The 18,782-nt window shown below is 32.8% G+C and carries 13 protein-coding genes and 1 pseudogene; 6 read left to right on the top strand and 8 right to left on the bottom strand.

Annotated elements, in window-relative coordinates:
• Nucleotides 1–87 precede the first annotated feature (87 nt).
• On the top strand, nucleotides 88–321 hold the full coding sequence (locus phytr_RS05160; protein WP_234352487.1) for a PIN domain-containing protein: 234 nt from the start codon (nucleotides 88–90) through the stop codon (nucleotides 319–321).
• Nucleotides 322–391: 70 nt separating this feature from the next.
• Here phytr_RS05160 and phytr_RS05155 read toward each other — a convergent pair whose 3' ends face one another.
• The 3 genes from phytr_RS05155 to phytr_RS05145 all read right to left on the bottom strand — a co-directional run bounded on the left by phytr_RS05155 (nucleotide 392) and on the right by phytr_RS05145 (nucleotide 4,349).
• Nucleotides 392–886 carry a hypothetical protein gene (locus tag phytr_RS05155; RefSeq protein WP_106874805.1) on the bottom strand — a complete coding sequence of 165 codons (495 nt, stop codon included), beginning with the start codon at nucleotides 884–886 and terminating at the stop codon, nucleotides 392–394.
• A gap of 93 nt (nucleotides 887–979) precedes the next feature.
• On the bottom strand, nucleotides 980–1,738 hold the full coding sequence (locus phytr_RS05150) for a hypothetical protein (RefSeq protein ID WP_106874804.1): 759 nt from the start codon (nucleotides 1,736–1,738) through the stop codon (nucleotides 980–982).
• Between the two features lie 22 nt (nucleotides 1,739–1,760).
• A complete protein-coding gene (locus phytr_RS05145; protein WP_106874803.1) occupies nucleotides 1,761–4,349 on the bottom strand; it encodes an ankyrin repeat domain-containing protein in 2,589 nt (862 codons plus the stop codon).
• 572 nt (nucleotides 4,350–4,921) lie between these two features.
• On the opposite strand from phytr_RS05145, the gene phytr_RS05135 reads away from it, so the two are divergent.
• Nucleotides 4,922–6,061, top strand: a complete 1,140-nt coding sequence (locus phytr_RS05135) for an ATP-binding protein (RefSeq protein ID WP_410519431.1) — start codon at nucleotides 4,922–4,924, stop codon at nucleotides 6,059–6,061.
• 232 nt (nucleotides 6,062–6,293) lie between these two features.
• Here phytr_RS05135 and phytr_RS05130 read toward each other — a convergent pair.
• The 5 genes and pseudogenes from phytr_RS05130 to phytr_RS05110 form a co-directional block, all read right to left on the bottom strand.
• A pseudogene (locus phytr_RS05130) lies at nucleotides 6,294–6,698 on the bottom strand (ankyrin repeat domain-containing protein); the annotation flags it as partial.
• A gap of 15 nt (nucleotides 6,699–6,713) precedes the next feature.
• Entirely contained in the window at nucleotides 6,714–13,751 is a 7,038-nt protein-coding gene (locus tag phytr_RS05125) for an ankyrin repeat domain-containing protein (protein ID WP_106874800.1), read from the bottom strand.
• 318 nt (nucleotides 13,752–14,069) lie between these two features.
• Nucleotides 14,070–15,857 (bottom strand): hypothetical protein, encoded by a 1,788-nt coding sequence (locus phytr_RS05120; protein WP_106874799.1) that lies wholly within the window; start codon nucleotides 15,855–15,857, stop codon nucleotides 14,070–14,072.
• Nucleotides 15,857–16,210, bottom strand: coding sequence for a hypothetical protein (locus phytr_RS05115; protein WP_106874798.1), 354 nt, complete (start codon nucleotides 16,208–16,210; stop codon nucleotides 15,857–15,859). Before phytr_RS05115 ends, phytr_RS05120 begins: the two co-directional genes overlap by 1 nt.
• Before the next feature lie 196 nt (nucleotides 16,211–16,406).
• Nucleotides 16,407–17,030: a recombinase family protein gene (locus phytr_RS05110; protein ID WP_106874797.1), complete on the bottom strand. Its 624-nt coding sequence runs from the start codon at nucleotides 17,028–17,030 to the stop codon at nucleotides 16,407–16,409.
• Between the two features lie 346 nt (nucleotides 17,031–17,376).
• Between phytr_RS05110 and phytr_RS05105 the strand changes: the two genes are divergently transcribed.
• From phytr_RS05105 to phytr_RS05090, 4 genes are all read left to right on the top strand, one after another.
• Entirely contained in the window at nucleotides 17,377–17,619 is a 243-nt protein-coding gene (locus phytr_RS05105) for a type II toxin-antitoxin system Phd/YefM family antitoxin (protein WP_106874796.1), read from the top strand.
• Nucleotides 17,612–18,031 (top strand): type II toxin-antitoxin system VapC family toxin, encoded by a 420-nt coding sequence (locus tag phytr_RS05100; RefSeq protein ID WP_106874795.1) that lies wholly within the window; start codon nucleotides 17,612–17,614, stop codon nucleotides 18,029–18,031. Before phytr_RS05105 ends, phytr_RS05100 begins: the two co-directional genes overlap by 8 nt.
• A 187-nt stretch (nucleotides 18,032–18,218) precedes the next feature.
• The gene (locus phytr_RS05095) at nucleotides 18,219–18,488 is read left to right on the top strand and encodes a hypothetical protein (RefSeq protein WP_106874794.1); all 270 of its coding nucleotides are present in this window, start codon (nucleotides 18,219–18,221) and stop codon (nucleotides 18,486–18,488) included.
• Nucleotides 18,481–18,780 (top strand): hypothetical protein, encoded by a 300-nt coding sequence (locus phytr_RS05090; RefSeq protein WP_106874793.1) that lies wholly within the window; start codon nucleotides 18,481–18,483, stop codon nucleotides 18,778–18,780. Before phytr_RS05095 ends, phytr_RS05090 begins: the two co-directional genes overlap by 8 nt.
• Nucleotides 18,781–18,782 lie beyond the last annotated feature (2 nt).

Genomic DNA, 18,782 nt, shown 5'->3' with positions numbered 1-18,782 from the left:
CCCTTCAACTTACTAGCCTTCTTACTTAAGTTTTACCTTAAGTGCGCTTTATTTACTAAAGCTACTTTTAACATACAAGATACCCTATTGCGCGTTACGTACCTTTGCACCCCTGAACCCAGTGTACCAGGTTTGGTTATCAAAGATATATCGCCAGAAGTAGCGGCTGAAAATGTTTTGTTGACAGATGTATTTTATGGAGATCCAGTAGATAGAATTATCGTAGCCACTACAAAAGTTTATGGAGCCACCTTGATTACGCGTGATCAGAAAATTTTATCTTGGGCAGATCAGGGAGATATTAGAGTTACAAGAGGTTAATAAATAGTTGTTAAGTGTAAGGGGAAAGATCACTACTACTGAACGTGTTTAAGGTAAGAAAGATCTATAATCACATCCCGTCAGTGTGTTCTCCTAATGTGTTTATATTCGGATCTGAAGTTGATATCTGTATTTCTGTCGCTGTTTCGCTTGAATTAGGTAAGTCTTTAGATTCTAAATTTAGATCATGTTGTTGTGATGTTGTATATTCTGGTATTGGTATTAAGCGAAGATCATGTTTTAAGCTTAATATAGAATTTTCTATATCAAGATCGTGAGAAAGTTTTTTATGTTGATAACAAAAATCTTTTGTTATACGAAGAGGTGTGTGAGTACTTTTGAATATATCGCATAATGATTTTTGTCCATGTTCTCTACTTGCTGGGAATAATATTCCATAAGTTCCTCTGTGAGGGACTGTTAAGAAATCATGGCATACAGCGCAAGATAGCCTAGAAATACCAATATAAGGAAAAAATTCGAGATTTTTTTCTACTACACTTATTTTATCTTGGATAGTTTTTGCTATTTGTTCCTCAAATACTGGTAAGTATTCTTGCTTCATTATGTCTTTGATTATATCTCTAATAAATACTTGTATTTTATCTTGATTAAGTACTTTTAGATCTATATATGATATCTTAGATTTTTCTTCTGGTTACCCTTTTATGTTTTTTGCGCCGGATTCATTTTTGTTTAATTCTCGTTGAAATTCTGGAGAAAGTGCTATATTGATTTCAGCATGATAACATAGAGGATTAGGTAGAATCTTAAATTTTATTATCTGGTTATCTTGTAAGTGAGAGATTAATTTTTCTACATCCTGCTTGGGTCTTATTATAAGCTCTAATTGTGCTTCATTTATACCTGAAGGATTTTGTTTAATTTCCTTTAATAATTCTTCATATTTATCATGTATATTTATTAAGATTTGTGTGCCATATCCTCTCTTTGCTAAGTTTAATAATGGTGTCAAGCCTTTAACTTTCCCTGTAAGCTCACTCCCCAAAGAATTTGTAAAAGCTGCACTAAGTAAATATTTCGAAATTTGATAAAAGTCAGGATTAAGACCCACATGTAGTCCTAAAAGTAATTTCTTTTTTCCTTCATCATTTTTAGCTTCAATTATTAAACTTCTTAAGTATTTAACTGTTTCCTTGTTTTCTTCCTCTGCATTTTCATTATAAGATAATAGATAAATGTTTTGGGAAGGAAGATATGCTACCGCGGCGCATGGACTTTGAATATTGATTATACTAGCTAGACTATCCAGATAACGTACGTCATATTTGACGTTATGCCAATTATCTGTTCTATTAAAATATATAGATTGTGGTTGTTTTTTAAATCCTGATCTAGTTGAGTTGGGTTTTTTATCTGCAAAATTTTTAGGGTGAGTCCAAGAGGTAGCTTTCATAATATATTTAGTCAGTTAAAGTTTAATTAAAATTCTTTGTATCTTCGTAAGTTGTTAAAGCTCCAATAACACAAGAGTCAAGGCCTTCCTCGGTTTGACATAAACCTAAATCTAATAAATTTAATTTATTAGATCCTATAAAGTGAAAAAGTCCATCTTCATCTTTAGATAAATCTTCTTGAAAATTGACCCATTTTTCCTCTGATAGTTTAGTTTGAATAAATTTTAGAGCAAGTTCTATATTACCATTTTGGAGTGCGAGAGACAAAGCTGAATTACCGTAACCATCTTCTTTACAAGGATCAGCTTTTTTATGAAGCAACGAGTCTATTTTTTTATCCATTTCTTTACAGACTGCATACATCAGTAATGTTGATCCTAACTCATAAGGTTCATCTACATTATCTATATTAAGATAGTCTAACCTAATATCTATTAATAATTGTCTTAGGTCTACCCTACAAGCTTCATTTTGGTAGTATATGTCAGCTAACTTCTTTATTATTTCATCATTTGAGCTTTGGTCTATTTTAATAGATTTTACAGCTTCATATAATAATGGATTACTTAGTTTTGCTAGAGCCGTTTGTAATTTTTTAAGAGAGTGATAGATCTCTTTTATATCTTTATCTTGAGATAAAATTATTCCTGGAGCGGTAAGTATATTATCTACATCGCTTTTGCCGACTTTGATTATTGGCATTACCCTTGCTAAAGAATCTTCATTTAAATTCCCTAATTCCTCGGCAATTTTTTGATATTGGTCACAAATTGATTGATATCTCTCAAATAGCTCATCAGAAAGTTCCCCTAATTTATCGTCTTGTATTGACAAATCTTCTGGGAGGCTACTATTTTCAGTTTGGATTTTTGTTTCTACTTCCATAAGTAGCTTTATCGTTTCTTCGCGGTTATACTTTCTTGCTAAGTCAAGAGGGGTATATCCTTCATTATCTTTAGCATGAATATCTGCTCCTGCCTTAATCAGTAGTTTTGTTATGTCTGTATAACCCCGCATTGCTGCCTCATGCAAAGGGGTGAATTTGCATTTATCTACAGCATTAGGATCAGCCTTTGCCTCAATAAGTAGTTTTGCTATATCTGTATAACCTCGAATTATTGCCTCATATAATGGTGTGTTTTTGATTTTATTCACAACGTTAGGCTTAGCGCCTGCTTCGACAAGTAGTCTTGCTATGTTTGTATGACCCCGCATCGCTACGGAATGTAAAGGTGTGTCTCCAGATTCATCCGTAACGTTAGGATCAGCACCTTCTGAGATGAGTAAGTTTAAAATGTCTGAATAGCCTTTTCTAGCTGACCAGTGTAGGAGAGTATAACCTTGGTTGTCTTTAACATGTAAAAATTTTACTTCTAAGAGCTCTTTTACTTTTTCTGTGCTACCATTTATGACTGCTTTATAGAGATCAGTATCTTCTAGTTTAATTTCAGAGTTGAGGTTTGCTGGTCTTTTGCTTTGAAGAGTAGGAATATATTTACGTGAGCCAAATTGACTTTTATCTTGAGTAGAATCATCGGGATCTTCCTCATTGAATAGATCAAAAGGATTAAGATTATAGTGACCTGATAATGTAGTTTGGGGTTCTTTTTCTGTAAGTAACTCTGCAACATCCTTGTGACCATTACGTATTGCCCAATCTAAAGGAGTGCGTCCAAATGATTTAGATTTAGTATTTACTCCTCTTTTTATAAGTAGATCTACTAAATTTGTGTGACCTTCAATAGCAGCCCAATGTAGAAGGTATGCAGTAGTACTTTGGCTTATGTCAATATCTAGTGTTAACGCCATGATTAATTTTTCTATATCTCCTTCGTCTACGGTTCTTATCAAAGCTTTCTCAAATTTTTTATTGTAGTTTTTTGATTCAGAATATGAGGTAATAGGACTATCTTGGTCTATTTTATAGCCTTTGTTTACTTGTGTTGGGTGTGATGAGGTTTTATCTTGTTGTATAGGAGGAGGTAACTTTAAAATCAGGTTTGCTAATCCTGGATCTTTTGCTAAACTAAGTGGAGTTTTGTCGTATTTATCTTTTATTTCAAAATTCGCGCCTTTTTTCAAAAGTAATGTTATCACTTCTGAATTTTTCTCAATTACTGCTATATGAAGAGCTGTACGTCCTAATTTATTTAATGCGTCAATGTTTATGTCTGTTTCTAAAAGTGAGCTTACTATTTTTGGTCTAGAGTCACTCTTACCACTCACAGCATAATGTAAAGGTGTGTTACCAGATTCATCTACAATATCAACTCTTGCATTGAATTTTAAAAGTGAATTTACCGCTCTCGAGTAAGATCCTAATGCTGCAATATGTAAGGAGGTTCTGCCCGAATAATCCCGCACGTTAGGATTGGCTCCTTGTTCTAAACAAGCTTCAATTTCATCCTCATGACCTTCAAGTGCTGCTTGTAATAAGTTTCGGTTAAGTTCTTCAGTAGTTGGTAATGTAGTTTCGGGTTTTGAGTGATCGCCTATAGGGTAATGTATGCTTGTGCAAGCTTGTTCTGCTTGTATTTTTTGTAAAGAAGAGTTTTGTTCTTTCGATTCAAGCTCATGAGAGGAAGAAGAAAGATCTTCTGGTTTTTTCATGGCAAATCTACCTTTTAGATTGACTTAATTTTACTTTATTTAATATTTCTTTACAAATCAAGTTATGAAGAAAAAATAAAGCTGACAGGATTTGCAGATTGTTCAATATGCATAATAATGACCCTCTTAAAAATGATCTTTTCCTATTGGGGTAATTTTTTGATTGAGGATGAAAAGTATAAAAAACGAGCGTTTTTTGAGACAATAATTTTAATAGATATGACCATATAAAAAATAAATGGCTAGCTAAAAAAATACTTGATCATAATAAATAACCATATTGTAACTATAGTATAGTTTAACTTATAGTATAAATTGTAGGACTATTACAATAGCAATAAGTCAATTTAAAGCTCAGTGTCTAGAAATAATTGGCCAACTACAACGTGATAAAAAAGAAATTATCATTATTAAAAGAGAAAAGCCTGTGGCTAAAGTAATATCTTTAAAAACATAGAAGATGCGACAGAACCCATCTTATTATTTAGTAAGTGATAAGAAAATAATTTGACTAATAGAATCAGGTTATTTACAATGAAATTATTACTTGATAACGTTATTATTTCATGGAGATTAAAAGAAACAAACTATTAAAAAAAATAGAAGAAGAATACGAAGTGCACCAAGTATGCGCTCTTTTAGGACCAAGGCAAAGTGGTAAAACTACTTTGGCTAAGACGTATATGAAGAATATAGATGATCAAGTGCATTTTTTTGATTGCGAAAATTTTTTACATTTATCTCAGCTTGAAAATCCATTACTTACTTTAGAACCTCTGAAAGGGTTAGTAGTGATAGATGAAGTCCAGCTGAAACCTGATTTATTTGGAACATTGAGGGTATTGGTAGATAACAACCCAGACCAAAGATTCTTAATTACGGGCAGCGCTTCTAGAGACTTAATACATCAGTCATCAGAAACATTAGCTGGTCGTATAGGATACCATCAAATTACTCCCTTTTCTCTTGAAGAAGTTGATAGTAATTGGCAACGATTATGGGAGGTTGGTGGTTTTCCTAAGAGTTTTTTAGCTAAATCAAGCAAAATTAGCGAAAGATGGCGTGATGAATATATAAAAACATTTTTAGAAAGAGATATTTTAGGTTTGGGATTAGAAGTCTCCCCACAAGTAGCAGGTAAATTATGGCGTATGCTAGCTCATATGCATGGACAAATACTTAATATGCACAATTTAAGTAAATCTTTAGGTATAGATCAGCGGACTGTTAAGAGATACTTAAATATTTTGGAAGGTGCATTTATGATTACACTATTAAGACCTTGGTATACTAATGTAGGCAAGCGTGAAATCAAATCACCCAAGGTATATATAAGGGATAGTGGTATACTACATAGACTTCTTAATTTTAGCTCAGAAAATTTTCAATTTAATCCATCTATTGGAAGTTCATTTGAAGGTTTTGTCGTAGAAGAAATAAGTCGCTATTTTGATTGTTATGAAAATGCATACTTTTGGGCAACTCACAATGGTGCTGAGTTAGATTTAATAATTAATAAGGGTATGAAGAAAATAGGATTTGAGGTTAAATATACAGATAAACCTTGCGTAACTAAATCAATGCGTATAGCTTCAGAGGCTTTAGAACTGGAACATTTATATGTGATAATACCTGGAACACATAATTTTAGGCTAGATGAAAAAATTACGTGTTTAGGTATTGCTAATTGTAGCGACTTGATTTCGAAATGAGCTCAGCTCGCTTTCATTGCAACAAACTGGCTCACATTAAGTAGTCGGCTCTGAAAAAACACAATCAATTTGACGTTACCTAATTATGCATAATTCAGCTAAGATGGAGGTTTTGCATGATTAGGTTTCGCAAGAGCGTTTTGCAAGATTAATTTCGGTAAAATAGGGAATTTTTGAAGTTATGCTAAGAATCTTGCAAAAACGGTCCTTTTTGCAAAAAGTCTTACAAAAATCATGCTGCCTCATCTAACACGCTTCTTGCTTCATCGCCTGTAATAGTAGCTGATATGACAATCCCCCCACCAGCCGCCTCATCCGCTAGCACAATGCTTGTTATAGAACCCTTACTGGCTTCATCTAAAGTATCTATATCATGATCTACGGCAAGCTGAATGGTTTGCATGTCAGTATCTTTATCCCCTTTTAGTAATTGTATTATTTCTGGATTGCCATTTTTTTCAGCTAATTCTAGAGGAGTATGACCATCTTTATCTTGAGCTTGTTTATCTGCACCTTTTGCTAAAAGCAGCTTCACAACTTCAGTACGACCATTTTCAGCGGCAAGGTGTAAAGAGGTTTTGTTATTATCAAGCTTTGAATCCAAATCTGACCCTTTACTTAAGAGCAATTCTACTACATTAGCATGTCCTCTTTATGCAGCCCAATGTAAAGGAGTATGGCCATCATTGCTTTTAACTTGTATATCGGAATCTTTATCTATTAGTATATTGACTATTGCTAAATTACCTTTTGCAGTAGCCCAGCTGAGAGGTGTATCACCATCAGCATCTTTTGCTTCTAGATCTAGATTAGGATTTTTATCTAATATGAATTTAACTAGTTCTATATTTTGGCTTGATACAGCGCAATGTAAAATCGTAGATTGGTGCTTAGTTACAGCATCGATATTAGCACCATTGGCCAGAAGCTCTTTAACAAAGTCGAGGTGACCTTCATATGCAGCTGTATTCAGAGGAGTCCAGCCATCCTTGGTAGCAGCGTTGATGTCAGGTTTAGGTTCATTGCTTAATAGTGCCTGTACAACCTCGAGGTGACCCTTATTTGCAGCGCTATTCAGAGGAGTCCATCCGTCCTGATCCGTAGTCTCGATATTAGCACCATTGGCCAGGAGCTCTTTAAAAACGTCGAGGTGACCTTTATTTGCAGCGCTATTCAGAGGAGTCCAGTCATTATTATTAGGAGCGTCGATATTAGCACATTTTTGTAGTAAAAGGCTAGCTGTTTTTTGATTGCCATTTCTTGCTGCCCAGTATAAAGGTGTTTCACCATTATTGTTATCAGCGTCGATATTAGCACCTTTTTCTAATAACAGTTCTATGGCTTCTATACTATTATTGAAAACAGCCCAATGAAGGAGGGTCCGTCCAAAACTATCTTTAGTATCAATGTTGATTTCTCCTTTTATTAAATTTTCTATGTCTTCTCTTTTGCTACTTAATGCAGCTGTATATAAAGAATGCAGCTTTCCGTATCTTTCATCATAAATCTGTCTTGCCAGGTTCTTGGTGTCTTCGTTTATGACGTACAAATTTTCTGCTAATTCGGAGAAATTTACTACTGGTAGAAGGATGTTCCTTGTCAACACGCGTTTCAAATCTTCGTCCGATTTTGTTATCTCTAAAGTTAGGTCTTTTCCTTTTATTTCATATTGTGTCCCGAGTTTCTTTTGAATCTTTTCCTGAGTAGCTTGATCACTGCAGTTTATTATACAACTATAGCCGTAGGTAGCTTTATCTAGGTTATTAATTTTTATTTCAAAGGAAACTGTATTTTGATCAATCTGGACTCCCTTGATCTGGTCAGATAATTCCTTAGAATGATATTCTTTGAGTTTTGATATTATTGTATCTCTTTCTTTTTTGTCTTTGATTTGTTCATATTTGCTGCATACATATATTTTTGCGAATTCTTCTCTGATGTTATCTGTGTCTTCTAAGTTAGAATATTGCACATCTTCTTTATTAGACTTAATTTGCTCGGCTATTATTTCCATATTCTTAAGAGCAAGGATTCCACAAGATGGATCGGTATCCTGTTGATGGTTTGTAGTAGAGGGTAAGGTAATACCTAGTTTTTCTAGCTCTTCTGATAAAGATCGGTCCTCCTTACCGTATGGACCTATATACAAAGCTTTTTTGTTGCCATCCTCGTTTTTCGAAATAGCTAAAGCAGTCCAGTCTAAGTCACCTATGTCATAGATACATAGTATTGGTTTGTCGTCTAATTTACTTATTGCATTTTTGAGAATCTCTAAAGAAGACGCATTCATCGGAGGTAGGATAACGAAATCTTCTTTATATACTTTCATTAGTTCATCTTGGATTGTTGCAATGTCTTGTGCTTCATACCAATAATCTGGGTTATTACTTTGGTTAAAGGCGTTTGGTCTTATGAAAGGCATTTGGTTGATTTGCTCCTCTAATGCAAATTCAGGCGTGAGGGAAAGAGTTTTATCATAATAAGCATCTAGCAGTTCTGGTTTTATTGAAGGCTCAGGTTCATCTACGTATTTACCTATACCTACAAGACGTATCTCAAATGCTGAAATATCTTTTTTAAACTTGTTGTATAAAGTAAATTTCTGATCAAAGTCATTGGAATAAGCAAGTTTGGTGTAACCTTTGAATCCTTGATTATCTATCTCTTTTAGCTTAACAGACCATAAAGTGTATGGGCTAAACATAGGATTGACATGGCTTGATTTTCGTATAAATTCATTCGTCTCATTTTCATTAATTTTACCTGGAGTGAAAGTCAAATTAAGAGTATCATGATTTATAGCATACGTATTGTTACCATATCTATAATATGAGTTGCTGCTATGCTTTAGTTCTATTTCATAATTCTCTAAAGAGACTTTTTCATGTGAGTTATATAACTCCATTCTTATATCCATGAACTTAATTGCAGTTTTCTTGTGATGAAATTTGTTTACATCTGCATTTAAGAATACCAGTTTACCGTTTAAGAGCTCTTCGATTTCAGTCTTATAGTTATCATAAGACCATGAAAAAAATGGTGGGTCTATAAACTCTATCTTTTTTCTCACATTGGTCATCCTTGCTATGAGTAAAGTTCTAAATTCAGTTACTTTATCTATTAATTTTTGCGTTGTAGTTTTTATTTCTTCACTAAAATTCTTATCTAAAATATCAAAAGGTTTTGAAATATCAGAGTCATCTATAAACTTGTGAGCAAAAGGAAAGGCCCATTGTTTGGTTAGAGAAACAGCGCTGTAATATTGCTCTAATATGATATTGCGTTGTTTTGCGTTTTCTAGTTTCTGTAGTTCTTCGTCTGTTTGCATATCTGCTGAGGTTATATCACCTATGTAGTGAGCAAAAGCGCTATGTTCCTTATATTCTTGGATATGTTCATGAATGCTGATTGAAATTTCTATGGCTTCAACCATTTTATCTATTATCTTTATAAATCCATCTTGCATTGATGATTCTCTGACCATCTGACTCAGTTCTGTTTTGATATCTTTAAAGAATTTTTTGACTTCCGATTTATTGAACTGTATGGCGATAATTGATTTATCTTTTAAAGCATCGTTAATACTTTTTATCTGATTTGTCATTTCCTCTAGGCGTGCTTTCGATGAGTCCATGGTCTCTTCTCTATGCTTCTGCAATTCTTCTACAAGTGTTTTGGCTTTTTCAATAGCAATCCTTGATTCAGTGATTTTATCTCGTTGTTCTTTGACGTCTTTAAATAACTTTTGTGCTGCTTCAATAGTTGGTTTTACGGCCTTAATTAATTTCCGGATCTTATCTAACTCTTGCCCTCTTACTTCCTTGTTTTTCAATGGATTTTTAATCAATTCCCTATCTTCCCTAATTTCTTGTTTTGCTGGTTGTGTAAAATCACTAATATTATGTTTTGTCCAAACCGTATTCAATTTGTCTAATTTTTCTATAAGCTTTGAGGTATCATCTAAATTTGGTTTGTTAATAAGGTTTATGCAACCACCGACCACAGCTGCAATAGCTGCTCCTGGAGGACCAAAGCCGCTGCCTACAATTGGCAATATGATATTTAATGTTCCTAATAAAGTTGTTTTTATTATAGTCTTTTGTAGCTCCTGTTTTTTATTTTGTAATGTGACTGTATTATCTATAGAGGCTTTAATCTCTTTTTCAATTTTTTCTAGATATTTTTGATTTTCTGTGGCTAGTGCTTGACCAGAACTTTTGATATCTTCTATTAAGAGTTTGATAAAGGAATGTGCTTCTGTAATTTTTTGATTAATTTCTCCTATATACTTCTTTTTATATTCCTGAATTCTTTGTACTTTTTCTCCTTCTTTTAGTGCTTGAAGATTGCTATTTATTTGATTAAAAAACTTATCCATATTTATGACTATACTGGATTTAGAATTAGCATCTAGTTGAGCAATTCTGCTTAAGGTAAATGTATAAAGGTATTTTAGTTTTTTTATTGATTGATCATCTAATGTACTGGAATTGGAATAATCACTAATCCTTTCTGCGATTGCATAATAGAAGGGTTGAAAATCAAATTTTACTTTTGTAGTAGTAGATATGTAATTCTCTAATCTGAGCAACTCATTGATAAAGTATTCTGCATTTTCCTCTGATATTACTTCTGGGTGATTTTTGAACTTTTGACAGAAGGACTTTGACAGCTTATATACCATATCAGATTTTTGTCCTAACAGCATTTCGTAATCCAGTAAGCTTATTCTTAGGTTAGGAGCTTGGGCAGAGTCTAAAGGTGCTTGAAATGTTAAATTATTTGCATAAGGCATAATTCCTGAAGGTGCTTTTAACGTGTATGTTTGGGTTTGCGTAGATTGTTTTCCTAATGGACAGCATGGGGTGGGCTTGATACTTGTTACCTCAAGAGTAATGGTGCCTCCTTTTCCAAAGGCTCCTTGATCACCATAAGGTCCATTTTCCCCTGATTTGATGCTGCCTTTAACTTTTACCTTAGTATTAAGGCCAATAACCTTGCATGTACCTGCCTTGCCTCCAACTCCCCCTTGACCACCGGGACCTCCATTGCCACCTATGCTAGGGTGATTATAGTCTGATGATGTTTGATCCTTCAAAATCTCTTCACTTAATTTGGTGAGCTCACTATTTAACTGTTTTTGGCTCGGGTGTTTCTTGAATCGATTTACAAAGTTTTTTACGGAGCTATGTCTATGTGTATCAGGTTTGTTATCTTCATTAAAAGCTTGAATTGCAACTTTAATAAATTGTTCGAGATTACTAGCCTGTTCATCAGGTTTTATATTAACATTTTCGCTTAGTATTACATTTACTATATTATTCCATTTAGCCTTAAGTTTATTGAAAATCTGTTGATGTTTAGGCTGGCCTAGTTTATCTGCAATAAACTTCTGAAACTCGCTACCATATATAATATCTGTATTATCGCTAATATATTGGAGCCAACTAAGCAAGTGTGTTGTATCGTTAGTTGTACCATGTGAAAGGTCTTCTCCTTTATCACCATCACTTCCTTTTTGTCCTGGGCCACCTTTTCCTCCATCGACATTTATAGTTAAATTTCTTGGATTAATAAACTTTTCACCAATGCCGAAAAAGTTCCCTCCATTACCTCCTGCTTTACCATTTAAGCTTTCTTTTTCGTGGTCAGTATGTTCTTTCCCATCTTCTCCTTTTAGGTCAATCGTATAGTTCCCTTGGATATTCCATGTAGGGGCTAAGATAGTAACATCACAACCTGGCATGATCAGATCAGTATCTAAAATAATCTCGCTAAGTGCAAAAATCCTTAGATGTTTAACTTGATTTGGTTGGTTTATTTTTTGATCTCCTTTGCTTTCTTCAACTCCCCTGCTGTTGGTTCTATTTTTGATTTTATTTTGAACATCTGATATCTTAACGCAGTAACCTAGATAAGTCGCTTCTTCTCCTTCTTGCTTAAATTTAACTTGTTGATCTATTTCATAGACTTTTTCTATATCAGCTTTAATTAGATTAAAAATTTCAATGAGTTCTTTTCCCCAAGGTTTTGAGCATATCTCAGGTTTGTTAATCTTTTTGGCTGCTGTTTCCAATTCTGCAGATAAGTTGAGAAATTGTTCAACTTTTATTTTTGGTAAAAACTTATTTTGATTGAGCTTATTAATGTACTCATCTAATGTAGATTCTTGACTAGTTAATTCATCTAAAGATTTGACAAATTCTTCTATTTTATCTGGTTTGATCTCTATATATTGTCTATAGTTTGATGCATAAAGTTTTAAGGTATTAACGATCTCTTTTTCTATACTTGGAATTTTATGATTTGCAGTAATAAATAAATCTGCCTCATGATGATTACGGAAAAGGTGATCAATCTCTACTTTCCAAGATCTTTGTGTGGCATTTTCTTGATCGCTAGCAAATTGTGTTGTGAATTTCAAATTTTTGATTAATTCATTAAAAAGAGCTATTTCTACTTCGTTATCTGGAAAAGCTTCATTAAAATCTTCTATACATTTTTTTATCGTTGTTTCTGATTTGATAAGGGATATAGTAAACTTTTCTAGTTCTTCTATAAATTTCGGAAATTTATCTTGTTGACCAGAAGCTTTTTGTTCTTTAAACCTCTGTCCTATTATATCACTTATCTTACTTTCTAAAATCTCATTAATCTTATCTTTGATAATTTTACTAACTTGAGACATTATTTCTCCTATCTTAGGGGAAAAAGAAAAATTAAAGCCGGATATATCACTTATGTTTTTATATGCTAGTTTGGTATTTATAAGTTCAATAAGTTCCTCTTTTTGATTAGGAATCCATTCGGGAGCAGTATATTCGCAGTTTCCAAAGCTAAACCAGCTTTGTGTTTCTTCCGGCTTACAAAATACCTTGATTTTATCATTGTCTATTAGATAGCTCAATAAAGCTTTAGATTTATAATAAGTGTCTCCAAGACGTTCTTTTGTTTGAGTTTTAATTTCTATAGTAGTATTACTAGTGCGATTAGCGTGAGAAATAACTAATGCTATGTTATCTTTAAAATCTTCGAGGTTACCGATAAAACTAGAAAGAGCTTCTAATCCTTCAGCAAAAAATCTACCATATTGACCTGCTGGGCCTAAATTGCTTTGAGGGCATAAAAACACAAGCTTCATTTCTCCTGTGAGTTTATTAGCTACAAGCTTTCTTATTGCTGAGTTAATGATTTCGCCTACTACGCCTATGCTATCAAAATCTCCTGCAAAATCAATAAATGTAACGCCTTGAAAATCTGGTGAATCTAAGGTTCGAATGTTTGGTATATATGTAGTAGAGCCATAACCATCACTTACTAACACTATACTATTGTCTTTAGGAGTTAGAAACCTTTTCACCTGATCTCCTTCCTTTTCGTATTTATAAATTAATGTTTTGCCTGCAAGATAATTAAGTAAAGTACTTTTACCAGAGCCAGTAGCTCCTACTAAAAAAATACTTTTATGACGCTGTAATGTACCTTCAGATCTCTGTCTGTCTAATGCTTGTTCAATTCTTCCAATTTCTTTTTGGATAAAACTTATAACTTGTGAGATCTCTTGGTAATCAGAGTTGTCTATAGCTTTGATTAACTTGTTATTTTGCTCTCTAATTATAGTTCTGAAGTCATCTTGGCGGGATGGGTGCTCTACAAAATGAGGTGAGGAGTGTCTTTTTGCTTCTTCCATATGATCCTTGCTATTTTGAGAGTTAACTAAAATCTTATTACGGCTAGTTTCCTGTCTTAGAGCATAAATATATTTAAATGATAGCAGCTAATTAATAAAGTTAAAATTAAAATTTTAATAAATTTACTTTTGATGACTAAGATTGATTAGTTTAAAAAATAGAATCTCAAAATGCCTTCGTTCCATTTAGTACAATTTTATATAAAATTTTGTTGTGTACAATTTTTGTACACAAAATTCTTCCTTTTAATATTTATTGCGCAGAATTTGTAGTTACTTGCAACTGTACAATAATAGTATAGTTTCATAGTTATGCTACTAATCTAAATGAGATCCAGAGCCCATAGCGTATGTTGTAATATCGTCTTCTTGCCGGCTTTGGTCAAAAACTGTATTGTGTACATCTGACATAGCTTCGCTTTTGGCAATTTTACTTTCTATTCCTTCTAAATCTTCATTCTCTCTTTTTAAGCTTTTTAAATTTTCCTCATCGCTTTTCTCGGCTGAAATAAGTTCTTCTGCAAATCCTTTTATTCCGTACATTTGAAGGCTATAATTGTAAAGTCCCTTTAGAGATTCTATTATCTTGCAGTTCAATTGCTTAATTAGTTCTTTTGAAGTTCCAAACTCAGCCAAAATAATGTTGACTTTACTGTAAAATAACTTTGTTATTAATTTTGTTATACCTCTGTTGCCATTGGCGCTATCAATTTCAGTTGTTTTTTCTGGAAAATAGTTGTTTAAAGATACTTTTTTCTGTTCTAATGTTCCTTGTCCTAATACTTCTTTATACTGCATTGTTAAAGATTCGATTTCACCAGATAAAGGCAAAGTTAAAAATTCTTTACAATCTGTTAAATACTCTAAAATATCTTCAATACTCATAGTATCATGCAAATCTTTATTTGCCACAATGATTAAGTTCCTGACTTTCATTAGCCCTTCATTATGAGAGCGACATATTGTGCCTTGTGCTTTTAATAGGTTAATGTGTGTTTGGTCTTCGTGATTAAAATCCATAGAATGAGTATTTTCTAGTAACGGTTCATTGATTAAATCTCTTGAAGACTGCATAGCTCCTTTTAGTGCCATTGGAAATAAATCAATTAATTTATTTTTTACATGTTTTTGGCTTATATCTTTGCTTTCTAGCAGATCTAAAAACATTAATATTGTAAATACAGCAGCTTTATTTCTTGCTAATTCAGATATGAAGAGCAGCTGAGTGAGTTTATCAGTTTGTTGAATGCTATCATCTGTTACGTTTAAGGTTTCCTTGTTTAACAGTAGGTCAAATATACTACTAATTATACTTTTTTTAGTATCTTGAGTAATATATTCAAAAATGTCGCTATAGTTTCCTAGGCTTGCTATTTTGTTTTGTGCTTTCTTACTGCTGGGTCTTAATATCCAAGATTCATTTAGATCTGTAATGTGTTGGGTTTTAAATTGTATTTGGATAGATTTATCTACTTCCGTAGAATCTTGAGAGGTAGATATTATTACTTTTAATTCATTCTTTATATATCTATTAATTAGCTTACAAAAAGCGAGAACCTCGGCAGCGTTTGTAGCATTGGATGATTGTATTAAACTTAAAGTCCTTAAAGGAAAAGCAGCCTTTATTGCTGATACAAAACTTGAATCCTGAGATATTTTCTGCAGTAGCTTTGTTTTATAATTCTCTGATGGACTTATTACTTTAATCTTTGAAGTTAAAGTTACTCTATCAGTAAAGAGATGATTAAATAATTGGATAATTTCTTCGTCTTTAGTAGATGGATCAATTGAGAGCAAATCCGATTGTTTCGTAAAAAATGATCTAGCATTTTTGATAAATTGATTACAAATCTCTGCATCTACGTTTATATGCTCTGTTTTCAATAATTTGTATTGCTCACCTACTTCTGTATGACGAAAGAACCTATCAGCGAGATGTTGTAATGCTACACCTATTCTATAATCAAAAACAAAATCTGGATCTTGCATTTTGCAAATGCCTGCAATATCTATAAGTTCGTTTGCGATATAATGAAAATAGCCAACTTTCCTAATTTTACTTATTAGTAATTCCTCTTCATCATCTGAACTATCTATACACTCCATTATGTTTCATCACTACCTAAGAATTCATAATGGAAACTCTTATCCCATCCTAAAGTCTTGCAGCGACTACCAAAGTCATTAGCTTCTGTAATGAGTTTATCATCCAATAGTTGGTGATATATGGACTTAATGCCATATTTATCTTGTACTAATGGTATATCATCTGTTGTGAGATCAGTTTCTATCTCGCCGGTACTTATTTTTACTAGTATTTTAAAAGCCTCAAGGTGTTTAGAGCTTTGAAATAAATCCTTAATTTGCTTCATCAATGCTTCAATCTGCTTTTTAGTTTTGTCATCAATTTCTTCTTGAATTTTCTGTTCTTGATTTTCTGGATTATGATTATTTGGCATACATGAACCCTTATTTAGTACTATTACATTAAGTATATCATAAAATTATAAGTTTCTAAACATGAATATTTAATTATCAAGATTTATGTTTTAAGAAATGATAAAGTAATTAAGCACTTATTTGATGACTGTAATTCATAATTCCTTTCTCTCTTTTGCAATCCAATCATAGCCATTTTTGGTCTTAAGAAAAATTTTAACTATCTCTAGTTTTGTTTAAGAGTAGGGTGCCAGCTTCTTTAAGACTGCCATCGCTATTAACATAATGATAGAGGGTAGTGGTGGTAATATTAAGTCGTTTTGCGACCTCTCTAGCTACTGACTCTTTGTTTTGCATAGCTATGCTTGCTAGGTTTAAGGTAGTTGCATCCATTTTGCGTGGTCTGCCTCCTTTTCTGCCTCTTGCTCTGGCTGCAGCTAATCCTGCTTTAGTACGCTCTATTATAAGCTCACGCTCGAATTCTGCCAAGGCTGCAAACATACCGAACATAAGTTTACCTTGGGGTGTTGTTGTGTCTATTTGAGCTCCTTGGCCTGCTAGTACTTTAAAACTTATGTCTCTGTTTTTTAAATCTTCAACCGTATTTATCAGATGTTTTAAGTTACGTCCTAATCGATCAAGCTTCCAGACTACTAAAGTATTGCCTGGTTGTAGGGCTTTGAGACAGGAGTTGAGTCCTGGTCTATCATCAAATCTACCTGATGCAAGATCTTCATATATTCTATCGGGGGATACGCCGGCATTTATCATTGCGTCTCGTTGAAGATCTAAAGTTTGACTTCCGTCAGTTTTAGAGACTCTTATATAACCTATTAACATATTGATTTTACTAACCTATCAAAAAAAGTGTAAGAAAACATAAACAGTGTAACAGAATATTGTGTAGTTTACTATAACTGTTTTTCTGACACTTTTGGGTCCTTATTAGTGTTAAAAGTGAGGTAACAAGAAAAACGAACGTTTTTTGTATGGACGTTTTGCTAAATTATGACTATAATTAGTGATCAAGTAAAAAATAGCTGGCTAATTGTATAATAATATTATATTTAGTTTATATGAGTAATTAAAACCTTAACATAGTCAATTAATTTAATATTAACTTGCTTGACTAATATAACTGATCAAATTATATTAATACTATAGTTTAACTTATAATATGCACTATATGTCTACTACAATAGGTATAAGCCAATTTAAAGCTCACTGCTTAGAAATAATTGACCAGCTTCAGCGTGACCAAAATGAAATCATCATCACTAAAAGAGACAAACCTGTAGCTAAAGTAATCTCGTTAAAAAAATTAGAAGAAGAAATAAGTTCTATATTTGGTATGTTAAAAGAAAAAGCTGAAATTAAATCTGATTTAATAGAAGCTATAAATGAAGAATGGTCTGCTGAAAATGAATAGTAATATGATAGTTTTAGATACTCACGTTTTACTTTGGTCACTTTTAAAACCTGAAGAATTATCAGAAAAGGTAAGGGGGGTAATATCTTCTGCTCAGAAGGAAAGTAAGTTAATTGTTTGCTCTATTTCTCTATGGGAAATATCCATGCTCAAATTTAAGAAAAGGATAAATATTTATCAGCCTGTTAAGAACTTTTTAGCTGCAATAACTAATGTACCAGGTTTGATTGTTAAGGATATATCATCGGAGATAGCTTCTGAGGGCGTTTTATTGACGGATGAATTTCAAGGAGATCCGGCAGATAGAATTATTGTGGCAACAACAAAGGTTTATGGTGCTACCTTGATTACGCGTGATCAAAGAATTTTATCTTGGGCAGAGCAGGGGGATATTAGGTTTTTGAGGGCTTAAAAGCATTTTAAAATTAGCTCAGCTACTTTTAATCAATACATCTTAAAGGTTTTAATGCCGTAGAAGACAACTATGAAAATGAGTAAATTTGAGACAGTTTATCTATTATATTATTAAGTAAAATACTCTAAGCTTGACATTATTTTCCTAATGTAGTAATATCCTAATATAGGAATATAGGTAATTTATGCTAAGTAATACTCAGATTAAACATGTTGGTAAAAACGGTCAAGTTTCTTTAGGTAAGGAATATGCTGAAAAGCAAATACAGATTTCTAGACTTTCGGATGGGACTTTGATAATCAAGCCTGGAAAATTTATTCCTGATAATGAGCTATGGCTCTATACCCAAAATAATATTGAAAAATTAGATCAAGCTATAAAGTGGGCTGAAAGTGCTTCTAGAAAAGAGACTAACCTAACTGAGTTAATAAATAAATTAGCAAAAGATGTCTAGAATACTTTTAGACATGAATTATCCAGCTTTTCAACAGTCTCTTTTTGGATTGGAGAAAGTTGAGCAGAGAGCTATATTAAATACTCTTAAAAAAATCTCGCAATTAAGCTGGGAAGCCTTATACATCGATAAAGGGATCAAATGGGAATTAATCACTTCTAAAAGGACTGCCAGGGGTAATAACTTGTATTCTTTTAGATTTTCAAAAAAATATAGAGGCACTGCATATAGAGATGGTGAATATTTGGTCATACTGAATCTCTTTGTAGATCATGACAGTGCTTACGAGTAGAT

It is taken from the genome of Candidatus Phycorickettsia trachydisci (assembly GCF_003015145.1).
Taxonomy (GTDB): Bacteria; Pseudomonadota; Alphaproteobacteria; order Rickettsiales; family Rickettsiaceae; genus Phycorickettsia; species Phycorickettsia trachydisci.
Note: the sequence above shows the minus strand (reverse complement) of the source record. Positions and strands in the feature narration are given on the sequence as shown.

Bases quoted from the DNA above. Each gene is read 5' to 3' on its own strand.
- phytr_RS05150 (WP_106874804.1), bottom strand. From the start codon at position 1,738: ATGAAAGCTACCTCTTGGACTCACCCTAAAAATTTTGCAGATAAAAAA.
- phytr_RS05110 (WP_106874797.1), bottom strand. From the start codon at position 17,030: ATGTTAATAGGTTATATAAGAGTCTCTAAAACTGACGGAAGTCAAACT.
- phytr_RS05105 (WP_106874796.1), top strand. From the start codon at position 17,377: ATGTCTACTACAATAGGTATAAGCCAATTTAAAGCTCACTGCTTAGAA.
- phytr_RS05125 (WP_106874800.1), bottom strand. From the start codon at position 13,751: ATGGAAGAAGCAAAAAGACACTCCTCACCTCATTTTGTAGAGCACCCA.
- phytr_RS05095 (WP_106874794.1), top strand. From the start codon at position 18,219: ATGCTAAGTAATACTCAGATTAAACATGTTGGTAAAAACGGTCAAGTT.
- phytr_RS05100 (WP_106874795.1), top strand. From the start codon at position 17,612: ATGAATAGTAATATGATAGTTTTAGATACTCACGTTTTACTTTGGTCA.
- phytr_RS05115 (WP_106874798.1), bottom strand. From the start codon at position 16,210: ATGCCAAATAATCATAATCCAGAAAATCAAGAACAGAAAATTCAAGAA.
- phytr_RS05090 (WP_106874793.1), top strand. From the start codon at position 18,481: ATGTCTAGAATACTTTTAGACATGAATTATCCAGCTTTTCAACAGTCT.
- phytr_RS05155 (WP_106874805.1), bottom strand. From the start codon at position 886: ATGAAGCAAGAATACTTACCAGTATTTGAGGAACAAATAGCAAAAACT.
- phytr_RS05120 (WP_106874799.1), bottom strand. From the start codon at position 15,857: ATGGAGTGTATAGATAGTTCAGATGATGAAGAGGAATTACTAATAAGT.
- phytr_RS05145 (WP_106874803.1), bottom strand. From the start codon at position 4,349: ATGAAAAAACCAGAAGATCTTTCTTCTTCCTCTCATGAGCTTGAATCG.